The sequence below is a fragment of the Chitinophaga arvensicola genome (assembly GCF_900110835.1).
Classification (GTDB): domain Bacteria; phylum Bacteroidota; class Bacteroidia; order Chitinophagales; family Chitinophagaceae; genus Chitinophaga; species Chitinophaga arvensicola.
Window position 1 is genome coordinate 3,268,707 of the sequence record NZ_FOJG01000002.1, and the last position, 12,241, is coordinate 3,280,947.

General features: G+C 47.6%; 9 protein-coding genes. 2 read left to right on the forward strand and 7 right to left on the reverse strand.

The features are described 5' to 3' along the window. Window positions 1–23 precede the first annotated feature (23 nt). The 5 genes from BMW79_RS30205 to BMW79_RS30225 form a co-directional block, all read right to left on the reverse strand. Window positions 24–1,997, reverse strand: coding sequence for a fumarate reductase/succinate dehydrogenase flavoprotein subunit (locus tag BMW79_RS30205; protein WP_089902312.1), 1,974 nt, complete (start codon window positions 1,995–1,997; stop codon window positions 24–26). Between the two features lie 19 nt (window positions 1,998–2,016). Beyond that, complete coding sequence (locus BMW79_RS30210; protein ID WP_089902315.1) at window positions 2,017–2,700, reverse strand: succinate dehydrogenase cytochrome b subunit; 684 nt, start codon at window positions 2,698–2,700, stop codon at window positions 2,017–2,019. A gap of 187 nt (window positions 2,701–2,887) precedes the next feature. Then, window positions 2,888–3,451: a hypothetical protein gene (locus BMW79_RS30215; protein WP_089902317.1), complete on the reverse strand. Its 564-nt coding sequence runs from the start codon at window positions 3,449–3,451 to the stop codon at window positions 2,888–2,890. A 31-nt stretch (window positions 3,452–3,482) separates the two neighbouring features. Next, a complete protein-coding gene (gene murQ, locus BMW79_RS30220; protein ID WP_089902320.1) occupies window positions 3,483–4,301 on the reverse strand; it encodes an N-acetylmuramic acid 6-phosphate etherase in 819 nt (272 codons plus the stop codon). An 18-nt stretch (window positions 4,302–4,319) separates the two neighbouring features. Next, window positions 4,320–5,168: a BadF/BadG/BcrA/BcrD ATPase family protein gene (locus BMW79_RS30225; RefSeq protein WP_089902324.1), complete on the reverse strand. Its 849-nt coding sequence runs from the start codon at window positions 5,166–5,168 to the stop codon at window positions 4,320–4,322. A gap of 216 nt (window positions 5,169–5,384) precedes the next feature. On the opposite strand from BMW79_RS30225, the gene BMW79_RS30230 reads away from it, so the two are divergent. Continuing rightward, a complete protein-coding gene (locus BMW79_RS30230; protein WP_245752738.1) occupies window positions 5,385–6,992 on the forward strand; it encodes a S41 family peptidase in 1,608 nt (535 codons plus the stop codon). A 263-nt stretch (window positions 6,993–7,255) separates the two neighbouring features. On the opposite strand, the gene BMW79_RS30235 is transcribed toward BMW79_RS30230, so the two are convergent. Both BMW79_RS30235 and BMW79_RS30240 read right to left on the reverse strand, forming a co-directional pair. After that, window positions 7,256–9,376 (reverse strand): carboxy terminal-processing peptidase, encoded by a 2,121-nt coding sequence (locus BMW79_RS30235; RefSeq protein WP_089902330.1) that lies wholly within the window; start codon window positions 9,374–9,376, stop codon window positions 7,256–7,258. Between the two features lie 247 nt (window positions 9,377–9,623). Further along, window positions 9,624–10,844, reverse strand: a complete 1,221-nt coding sequence (locus tag BMW79_RS30240) for a PQQ-dependent sugar dehydrogenase (protein WP_218150480.1) — start codon at window positions 10,842–10,844, stop codon at window positions 9,624–9,626. A gap of 131 nt (window positions 10,845–10,975) precedes the next feature. Between BMW79_RS30240 and BMW79_RS30245 the strand changes: the two genes are divergently transcribed. Next, entirely contained in the window at window positions 10,976–12,232 is a 1,257-nt protein-coding gene (locus BMW79_RS30245) for an MFS transporter (protein ID WP_089902334.1), read from the forward strand. Window positions 12,233–12,241: the final 9 nt, after the last annotated feature.

Here is a 12,241-nt window from a genome sequence, read left to right on the forward strand (position 1 = left end):
GTTATGCAGCCAACCAATAACCATTATTTGTAGCTACGCTGAGTAGGTTTACATTCTACGAATTCCAGCGGTTCTTTGTGCAGTTCGTACTGGCCTTCGCCTTTGTATTCCCATGCAGAAACATAGCTGAAGTTCACATCATCACGTTGTGCTTCCCCTTCGTCTGTCTGTGATTCTTCGCGGAAGTGACCACCACAGGATTCGCGACGGTCGAGCGCATCGATACACATGAGTTCACCCAGTTCCAGGAAGTCGGCCACACGACCGGCTTTTTCCAGTTCAGGATTGAATTCATTGGCAGTACCCGGTACACGTACATCTTTCCAGAACTCTGCACGCAGCGCCTTGATTTCCTCAATCGCTTCTTTCAGGCCCTTTTCATTACGCGCCATACCGCATTTATCCCACATGATCTTTCCGAGCTTTTTATGGAAGAAATCAACGGATTTGGTGCCTTTGATGCTCATGAACTTGTCGATAGTGGCTTTCACTTTATTTTCTGCTTCCACGAAAGCAGGATGGTCAGTAGGAATAGCCTTGGTGCGGATCTCATCTGCCAGGTAGTTACCTACAGTGTAAGGAATCACGAAGTAACCATCGGCCAGCCCCTGCATCAGTGCGGAAGCACCCAGACGGTTAGCACCGTGATCAGAGAAGTTGGCTTCACCCAGGGAGTATAAACCAGGAACGGTAGTACCCAGTTCGTAATCTACCCAGAGACCACCCATGGTATAGTGTACCGCAGGGTAGATACGCATTGGCAGTTCGTAAGGGTTTTCACCGGTGATCTTGGCGTACATGTCGAACAGGTTACCATATTTCTCGGCTACTACTTCCTTACCCAGTTTAATGATTTCTTCTTTGGAAATATTGGAAAGCTGGCGTTTACCAACTTCAATATTACCATAGCGTTCGATCGCTGCGGCGAAGTCGAGGTATACTGCCTGTTTGGAAGTACCTACGCCATAGCCGGCATCGCATCTTTCTTTTGCTGCACGGGAAGCGACGTCACGTGGAACGAGGTTACCGAAGGCAGGATATCTTCTTTCCAGGTAGTAATCCCTTTCTTCTTCAGGGATTTCGCTGGCTTTACGGGTATCGTTTTGTTTTTTAGGCACCCAGATACGACCATCGTTACGCAGTGATTCTGACATGAGGGTCAGTTTCGACTGGTGATCACCGGAAACCGGGATACAGGTAGGGTGAATCTGTGTGAAGCAAGGGTTTGCGAAGTAAGCACCATTCTTGGTAGCTTTCCAGGCGGCAGTTACGTTAGAACCCATTGCGTTGGTAGAGAGGAAGAATACGTTACCATAACCACCGCTGCAGATCAGTACGGCATGCCCGAAATGACGCTCCAGTTCACCGGTGATGAGGTCGCGTGCAATGATACCGCGTGCTTTGCCATCGATCTTTACGATGTCGAGCATTTCATGGCGGTTGTACATTTTCACATTACCCAATGCTACCTGACGCTCCAGTGCGGAGTAAGCACCGAGGAGCAGCTGCTGGCCTGTTTGACCGGCGGCATAAAAAGTACGCTGTACCTGTGTACCACCGAAAGAGCGGTTACTTAACAGTCCACCGTATTCACGTGCAAAAGGAACACCCTGTGCCACGCACTGATCTATAATATTACCACTCACTTCCGCCAGACGGTGTACGTTGGCTTCACGGGCGCGGTAGTCACCACCTTTTACTGTGTCGTAGAATAAACGGAAAACAGAGTCACCGTCATTCTGATAATTCTTGGCCGCGTTGATACCACCCTGAGCGGCGATACTGTGTGCACGGCGCGGACTATCCTGAAAGCAGAATGCTTTTACTTTATATCCCAACTCACCTAACGAAGCAGCTGCTGAAGCACCAGCCAGACCAGTACCAATGATAATCACTTCCAGATTACGCTTATTGGCAGGGTTCACCAGCTTACAATGTCCTTTATAGTCTTCCCATTTGGAATTTAATTGTCCGGCAGGAATTTTTGCGTCAAACATATATCCTTACTTTACAGAATTATTTGAAATAGATTACAACGGGAATGATAGCAAAACCAACAGGGATCGCTATTCCAAACACCCAAACGCCAATGAAGCTGAGCAGGCCGTTGTATTTTTTATGATTTAAACCAAAGGTCTGACAGGCGCTTTTGAAGCCGTGGATCAGGTGGAAAGACAGTCCGATCATACCGATCACATACAATGCCACCAGCCATGCGTTTTTAAAGGTTTCATACGACAGGGCGTATAAATCTTTCAATGGCTCAATGCTACCTTCGTAAGTGCGGGTAGGCATTTCCGTGTAGTGGAATTTTCCCCAGAAGTTAGCCAGGTGGATAACAATGAAGATAAGGAGGATACTTCCCATAATGGCCATCTGACGACTGAACCAGGAAGATGTCTGATTACCCGGATTCACGGCGTATTTCACCGGACGGGCTGCCCTGTTGCTGAATGTGAGCTGGAGCGCAATGAATGCGTGCAGCAGAATCACAATTTTCAGCCCCCAGGCAATAAACTGAATCAGGCTGTTGTGTCCCATAAACGCAGCGTATGCGTTAAAGGCCTTGCCTTCGTCGTTGTACAACAGCTGGAAATTTCCTGCCAAATGCACAATAACAAAACTGCAAAGAAACAAGCCGGTAGCACCTACCAATAACTTCTTACCGATAGAGGTATTAAAGAACTGTGACCACTTCATAAGTAAAATTCTAAGCTTCCTAGTATAAAAAGATGTTCGAAATGTCGGGCAAATTTAACGCAGGAAAAATAAAAACCAAATGATATTTATCAGGTTTTAGTATACATACGTGAGTAAATTAATGCATTACACATTGACAATCACTAATTCACGCATGATATCTTTCATTTTGTAATGAAAATTAATATTATTCCAGCCGTTTCAACATGATATTATCTATCATATTAAACAGATGTAAAGGCTGATATGTTCGCCATTTATCATCATCCAGCAGGTGGACATAATAATGTAAACGTGCTCTTTCAAATTCTTCGCGCGTTTGTACGGGCATGTTCAGACTCACGATCCAGCCGCCATCATCGCGGATATCCTCCCACCATTCTTCATAGTAACAATCATCTGAGGAATGGAAGTTCATCACATTTTCTGTGATCAGAATAAATTTTGTGATGCCCTGTGCAATGAGTGTATCAATAATATTACGCTTCATGGTCATGATGTCATTATCAATGGCATCGTTCCATTCGCCTAATAGTTCTATAATAACAAAATTGAACTGGTAATCCGTAAAAAGGATCTTCATGTACAGATTGCGTGAGCCAAATTCATCCCATTGCGGATGTATATAATAGTTATACACCGAATTGGAATATTCAAACTCACTGTATTCTCTACCATAAAAAGGAGAGTATTCATCTTCTTCGGCGGTGTACAAATGCCGCCAGTTGTAATATGGCTCTATGTTATGCATACCTGGTTATTCCTTCAAAGTGCTGGTTAAATCATTTTTTTTCAAAATCGTCTACCGCTTTTTTTACGCTGCCGGCCTTTAACAGCAGTTGTTGTGCCTGTTCATAATCGGTGAGCGACAGCTGTTCCATCAGCATTTTAACGCCGCGGTCTACCAGCTTTTCATTGCTGAGCTGCATATTCACCATCTTATTATCTTCTACCCTGCCCAGTTGAATCATCACGGCGGTGGAGAGCATGTTCAGTACCAACTTCTGTGCAGTGCCGCTTTTCAGCCTCGTGCTGCCCGTTACAAACTCGGGGCCCACTACCACCTCCACAGGGAAGTCGGCTGCCGCAGACACCGGCGTATCCGGGTTACAACTGATGCTCCCTGTTACAATACCGTGTTTACGGCATTCATTCAGGGCGCCAATAACATAAGGAGTAGTACCGCTTGCCGCAATGCCTACTACTACATCTTTATCGGTAATGTCATAAGCCTGCAGATCCTTCCATCCCTGTGTAGGGCTGTCTTCCGCAAACTCCACCGCTTTACGTATAGCGGTGTCGCCACCGGCGATCAATCCTACTACCAATCCCTGCGGCACACCGAAAGTAGGTGGACATTCAGAGGCATCCACCACACCTAAACGGCCGCTGGTACCTGCACCTATATAAAACAAACGGCCGCCCGCCAGCATTTTGTCTGCCACGGCGGTCACCAGTTTCTCTATCTGCGGAATCGCTTTTTCCACTGCCAACGGAACGGTCTGATCTTCTTTATTCATATTCGCCAGCAACTCCGGCACACTCATCTTTTCCAGATGACGATAGTGAGAAGCCTGTTCCGTTACTTTTACAAATGACATATCTGATGGTTAAAAAGTTTAGCGATGATATTCCAGCAAGCCTTCCATTGGTGTTCTTAACACTCTGCCCATGGGCAGTTCATATAATTCACACAGCTCACTGAGGATGTCGCGGAAGTGCCAGGCGACCCCGCCGGTAAAATGCAGGGCGGTGGTCCAGCTCTCCCGGTATTTATAAATGTGGTTAAAGAAGAAGTCGTTCAGTCCATCTTCCAGGATGTTCTGAATCATATAATGTTCCCGGTTCTCCGACAAAAACTCGGTAAACCCTGCCAGGTAGCGGTTGGCTAACGGCTTCCGGTACACGCTTTCCAGGATCTCGTCTTTATTGGTATGGTACTTATACTCGAAGCGGGAATGCAGGTCTTCATCAAAACTATTGTAAAGGTAATACTGCAGCACCTTCCGGCCAAGATAAGCGCCACTGCCTTCGTCACCCAGGATGAAACCCAGACCGGGATTGTTCTTTACAATCTCTTTCCCATCGTAGTAACAGGAGTTGGAGCCTGTACCCAGGATACTCACTACACCTTCCTGGCGGCCGCACAGCGAACGGGCAGCGCCCATCAGGTCGTGCTGTACATCATACGTTACACCCGGCCATACTGCCTGGATGGCGTCGGACACGAGCTGCAGGTTCTTTGGCTGCGACAGCCCTGTTCCATAAAAATAGACTTCCGTTACATGACTGCCGGGCGGTAACTGCGGCGCCAGTTCCTTTTCCAGAATTGCTTTTATCTGCTCCGCAGATTGAAAGTACGGACTTACCCCCTGTGTTTTCAGGATCAGCGGCTCACCCGCGCCAAGTAAGCCCCATTCTGTCTTTGTAGATCCGCTGTCTGCAATCAACTTTATTCCAGCACTCATATCCGGTTATTTATGAAATTAAAGAATCCTAAAAGTTTGCACCCGATTTATGCTATTTTTGTCACAATTTAAACAAAAGGGGTTCATAAAAACAAATGACCGCTTTAAGTTTAGATGATGATGATACATGTATGCAGCAGATTGCTTTCCGCCAGGTGCTTATGCTACATGGAAACAAAGATTGGTCATATAAATTAGCGGGATAATAATCTGATTATGTCTAACAGGAAGTTGAATGTTTTTTTACCTCTTCTCTTTGCAGTTGTATTAGCCCTGGGAATGTTCCTCGGACATAAAATGCCTGGATCGAACAATGGAGGAGCGACTGTATTTTTTACCAAACCCAACAGAGGCCCGCTACAGGAGGTAATGGACCTGATCAAAGCGAAATACGTAGATTCTCTCAATACAGATGATTTACAACAGGAAGCAATAGAAGGTTTACTGACTCACCTGGATCCTCACTCCATATATATACCCCCTTCTGAACTGCAACGGGTAAATGAAGACATGGAAGGTAATTTTGAGGGCATTGGCGTAGAATTCAATATCACCGCAGATACCGTGAATGTAGTGAGTGTACTCAGCGGCGGCCCCTCAGAATCCGCTGGCGTACAAACCGGTGATAAGATCCTGAAAGTAAACGACAGCCTCGTAGCCGGCAACAGCATTACCCCGGAAAGAATCCGCAAATTACTCAGAGGTCCGGCTGGCTCTACTGTCAACACACTTGTATTAAGAAACCAGAAACAGATCACCATCCCTATTAAAAGAGGGGTGATTCCATTATATAGTGTAGATGCCAGCTACATTGTGGAACCCGGCGTAGGCTATATCAAAATCAGCAAGTTCTCTGCCACCACCTACGATGAGTTTATGAAAGCCATCCGCGAACTGGATAAAAAGGGGATGAAGAAACTGATCATTGATCTCCGTCAGAACCCGGGCGGTTATCTTGATGCTGCTACCCGCATTGCCGATGAACTGCTGGAAGACCAGAAGCTGATCGTTTATACCAAAGGAAAAGATTTCCCACGCACTGATTATAAAACCAAGCGCCCGGGCCTTTTTGAAAGAGGTTCCCTCGCTGTACTGACCGATGAAGGATCTGCCTCCGCCAGCGAAATCCTGGCAGGTGCTATCCAGGACTGGGACCGTGGTACCATTATAGGCCGCCGCACCTTTGGTAAAGGCCTGGTGCAGGAACAATACGACCTGGACAACGGTGGCGCCCTGCGCCTCACGGTGGCCCGCTATTATATTCCTTCCGGCAGAAGCATCCAGAAACCATATGGCAAAGGTCACGACGACTATGATGATGACATCATGGAACGTTACCACCACGGCGAAATGGTGAACAAAGACAGTATCAAAATCACCGATACGGTGCTTTACAAAACGGCTGCAGGCCGTCCGGTATATGGTGGCGGCGGTATTACACCGGATATTTTCATTCCGTTCGATACCTCCCGTTTCACTCCTACCTTAACGGCTATTTATACCCGCAATACGTTCAGCAACTTTGCGTATCAGTACTATACCACTCACAGGGACGCGTTCAAATCTTATAAGAATGCGGAAGATTTCACCAAATCCTTCCAGCCTACCAGTGAACTGATCAGCGACTTCAAGGTGTATGCGAAGAAAGACAGTGTACCAGGTCTGGATCACCTGAGTCCCCGCGATGAAACAGAAATACGCACCAGGCTTAAAGCCATGCTGGCGCGTCAGCTGTACAGAACGGAAGGTTTCTATGAGGCCATCAATGCAGAAGATCCGATGGTGAAGAAAGCACTGGAAGTAGTGAATAAAGATAAGGAATAGCGTCTCCGGCGCTTGTCTTGGGGCAGGATTAAACTGATGTTGCCTATAATGATTTTCCCACCATCTGGTGTTTAATATTCAGGGAGATAGAAGCGAATGCTTTTATCTCCCTTTTCTTTTTGAGATCATTCTATCAACTATTCTTTATAAGAGGGGTCACAAAAAAAGGAGATAGAAGCGAATGCTTCTATCTCCCAAAGTCTTTTAACATCAAACCAGGATCCGGTTTAATCCTGAGAAGGGCAATCGCCGGAGGCGATTCCTTACTGGTTCTTACGTTGCATTTTCGGTAATGACTGTACGATCAGGTCGTTCATTACATTCACTGCTTCGTCGAGGTAGATGTCTTTGGTTCTGATCCTGATCCAGTCCTTGTTACGGGCAATCTTGGACGAATCACCGCCAAATTTGTCTACATCAGATTTGATGTTCACGATGCTGAGTTCTTTTACCTTATCGTTCACTGCATCATATTTCTTCAATGCAGCAGTATTGGTTTTTTGTTCTGTTTTATACGTTTGCAGGTTCAGGGAATAAGTTTCCTGTTTTTCCAGCTTTTTCAACGTGTTCAGGTTTTCGTTGAGCAATTTGAAAGCCGGGCTGGAAGCCATTCTCTTTTCGCTGTTCTTCTTCAGGGATTCGGTATTTACCGGGTTGTACCAGGCGGTGAAGGCCGCACGTGGTATTTCATCCCATGCCAGTGCATCGGAATCTTTACGTTCGGCTACTTCATAGTATGGATCCGGTAACACGATATCTGAAGCCACGCCTTTCAGCTGGGTAGAACCGCCGTTAGCGCGATAGAATTTCTGCTGGGTAAGTTTCAGGGCGCCGAGGCTGCCACCATCTTTCACCGGATAGAAATCATCCAGGTTGAAGAGACGCTGTACGGTACCTTTACCAAAAGTTTGGGTGCTACCGATGATCACAGCACGTTTGTAATCCTGCATGGCTGCGGCCATGATTTCAGAAGCAGAAGCGCTGTACTCATTTACCATGATTGCCAGCGGACCATCGTATTGTACGTTCTTATCGCGGTCGCGCAGTACTACTGCATCACCGCCCCTGGAGCGTACCTGTACTACGGGGCCTTCCGGAATAAACAAACCAGCCATCTGCACTACATCCTGGAGGGAACCACCACCATTGAAGCGGAGATCCAGGATAATGCCTTCTACATTTTCTGCTTTCAGCTTCGCAACTTCTTTCGCTACGTCTTCCGCACTGCGGGCGCCGTTACGATCGTTGAAGTCCGCATAAAATTCAGGCAGATAGATGTAGCCGATCTTATGTTGTCCGTTGATGATAGCAGATTTTGCGAAAGTTTCTTCTGTTACAATTTCATCACGGATGATGGTAATATCTTTAGTAGTACCATCTACGCTTTTTACCGTCAGTTTTACAGGCGTACCTTTTTTACCGCGAATCAGTTTCACCGCATCTTCTACGGGGTAACCGGTAATATCAACGGGTTCGGTGTTGCCTTGTGCTACTTTCTGGATCACATCGTTTGCTTTCAGTTGTCCCTGTTTCCAGCTCGGACTACCGGTAACGATGCTTACCACCCTGATCTTATCGCCTTCTTCTTTCAGCTGAGCTCCGATACCAAAGAATTTACCGGCCATCTGTTCTTCGAACGCGCGTTTTTCATCCGGCGGGAAGTAGTCGGTATGCGGATCCATGGTGGTGGTGATGGCATTTACATAAAGGTTGAAGCGGTCGTTGTCGTTCTGCCTGTTTTTCAATCTTTCAAAATAACGGTCGTACAGCTGTTTTACTTTGGTGCGGGCTTCTGCTTCCAGTTCCACATCGGTTTTAACTTTTACGCTGTCTTTTCCTTTATCTTTTTCGCGCATTTCCTGGAGGTCGGTGAGTTTTTCCAGGGTACGGTATTTCAATACTTTGCGCCATGCTTCTTTACGGGCATTTTCGTCTGCGGGATAATCCACTTTATCCGGATCCAGTGTTACCTTTTCATCTACGGTGAAATCAAAAGGTTTGGAGAGGATATCGGGATAGATGGCTGCGGCTTCTGCCACGCGTTGTTTGATCAGCGTATTGATGCTGCGGAAACAATCGATCGGGGCGCCTTTCAGTTCATCGTCGATATGAACGGACAGGGGCATCAGTTTATCCACGTCAGATTTCAGGAAAAATTTCTTTTCTGTATCCAGGCTGCGCAGGTATTTATTGAAAACTTCTACGGAGAATTTATCGTCTATGGCCCTCGGTTGATAATGCCCTTCTTTCAGCATCTGCCCTACGAGGTTCATGATCACCTCATAACGACCTGGAGGATCGTCGTTATGTCCCAGCTTATTAAAAGCTAACACGCCTGCGGAGATGCTAAGCAGCACAACCGGTATAATCACTTTCAGTCTCATATGTATCTCAATTGAACTTAAACGTTGTCAAATCAAATATAAAATAAAATCACCCGTCGGTCGTGCAATTTATTTCCTTTTAACAAAAAATTGGGCCAAACGGGCGCTGGGCGAGATATGTGGCTGAAAAAGCCTGCTTTTCCGGCTTGCCGCAGTACGGGTCTGGTCGTGTAAGATGCTGCAGTGGCGGTGTTGCCATAAAGCACCTTTACATAAACGGTTAAAGCCCCCGGAATGTTGAGAAGTGCTATTCTTTTACCAGCTTGTACACGGCTCCTTTGAAACCGGTGTTACCGGAGGTGCTGGTGAGCATGTACAGCTCCCCTTCTTCATCCTCTCCCCAACTGAGTATCTGCATATTATCGGCTGGCCGGCCGCTCAGTTCCAGTGTCTCCCGGTTCCATTGCTGGCCACTGGGCCGCAGCACAAAGCTTTTACCGTTGTAGTCTCCGAAAACATATAGTCCTTTCAGCGCCGGGATGGCGTTTCCACGGTATACATAGCCACCGGTGATACTTATCCCCAGATCGTGGGCGTATTCGTGGATGGGTGCAATCAATGTGGATTTATCGGCCGAAGCGGGCACGTTATAATCGTGGTTGCCCTCCAGGATACGCCAGCCATAGTTGCCTCCTTTAGTGATGATATCCACCTCCTCATACTTGTCCTGTCCTACATCGCCGGCAAAAAGCAGCTTCGTGTTCCGGTCGAAGGAAAAGCGCCAGGGATTGCGGAGGCCATAGGCCCATATTTCCGGCCTGGCGTCCGGTTGGCCTGCAAAGGGATTATCCGGCGGGATGGAATAGGGTGTACCATTGACATTTATCCGGAGTATTTTACCCAGTAAAGTATTGAGATCCTGCCCGTTACCGATAAGCCCATGTTTATCTCCCCCACCGCCGCCATCGCCCAGGCCTACATACAGGTAACCATCGGGGCCAAACTGAAGCTGACCGCCATTGTGATTGGATTCCGGCTCATCTACTTCCAGGATGATTCTTTTGGAAGCAGGATCTGCGAGATTGGGATTAGCTGCAGATACCGTGAATTCCACTAAACGGCTTTTATGGTTAAAGCCACTTTTGGAAGAAGGCGAGCTGTAATAAACATAAAACTTATGATTGGTTTTAAACTCAGGATGGAAGGCCATTCCCAGCAGTCCCCGTTCGTCGTAGCCCGGGTTTACGGCGATCATGTCCCTGCTCACATCCAGGAAGGGCGCCGGGAGCAGTTTGTTTTGTTGTACTACCCATACTTTCCCTTCTTTCTGACAGAAGAACAACCTGCCGGAACCATCACCGGGAACGGCCATGTTTACGGGAGATATAAACGCATCAGTTACCAGTTGCAGCTTCGCTTTAGGCGTCCCTGTCACCGGAGGCTCCGGATCATTATTTTTGGAGTGACTGCCTGCACAGGCCATTTGAATCAACAGTGCCGGTAATAAAGCCAGGGTACGTGTTTTCATAGTACTGCGGTATTAATGCAGAATAAATATAACGCAGAAAGCGGAAAGGAGGAAGGGTTTGTGGCGAGTGGCGAAAAGTAGGCGGTCATCCGCTTTTCTGATTTTTGTACCTTCGCAAAAAACTCATCAGGTTGGACACAACGGCACCGAAAAAGAATGATCCGTACGCTTCGCTACGCTTTCCGGAATTCAATTATTACCTGGTTATCCGCTTTGCCTTTGTATTTGCGCTGGCCATGCAATTCGCCATCATAGAATGGAAAGTCTATGAAATCTCCAAAGATCCTTTTTCACTGGGACTGATAGGTCTCGCAGAGGTAATACCTGCGGTGTTGCTGGCGCCTTTTGCCGGTCACCTGGTGGATAAACGGGAAAAAAGGGGAATGCTCCTCAAATGTGTGATTGCCTATCTCTTTATCAGTTCGGGGTTGTTTCTGCTCACCTGGGACCAGGCGGTGGCGGGGCTTTCGAAAAACTGGATCCTGAACCTGATTTACCTGCTGGTGTTTACGGGCGGCATCGTCCGGGCTTTTACCAGTCCGGCGAACTTTACCCTGATGTCGCTGCTGGTACCACGCGAGCTCTACGCCAACGCCTCTACGTGGAGCAGCTCCGCCTGGCAGATCGGTGGGGTACTGGGACCTGCATTGGGCGGCCTGTTCATCCACTGGATTGGTGTACACTGGTCCATGTTGCTGGTAGTAGGTATTTTCTTTGCACCATTATATAGTTTACTCAATATAAAGCCGAAACCCATTTATTACAAGTCGAAGGGAGAAAGCTTTGTAACGGGTCTTACAGAGGGAATGCGGTTTGTCTGGAAAACCAAGGTGGTTTTAAACGCCATGGCCCTGGACATGTTCGCGGTATTATTCGGGGGGGCGGTGGCAATGCTGCCTGCTTTTGCCACGGATGTATTGCAGGTGGGTTCCCTGGGATACGGACTGTTACGTTCTGCCCCGGCTGTGGGTGCGTTGGTAACGATGTTTATCCTGGCGCACAAACCGCTGGTGAATAAACCGGGCATCAAGCTGCTGGCGGCAGTATTCGGCTTCGGGCTTACCATTATCCTGTTTGGTTTGTCTACCAGCTTCTACCTGTCGATGTTTGCCCTGCTGATCAGTGGTGCGCTGGATGGTATCAGCGTGATCATCCGTCAGACGATCCTGCAGTTAAAAACACCGGATGACATGCGCGGCCGGGTGGCTTCTGTAAGTTCAATGTTTGTGGGCTCTTCCAATGAGCTGGGCGCCTTTGAAAGCGGATTCATGGCGCGGGCGCTGGGCCTGGTACCCTCTGTGGTATTTGGCGGCTGTGTAACGCTGGGCGTGGTAATCACCACCTATGTGATTTCACCTGCCATGCGGAAGCTGGATCTGAAGCCTTAACGAGGCTCT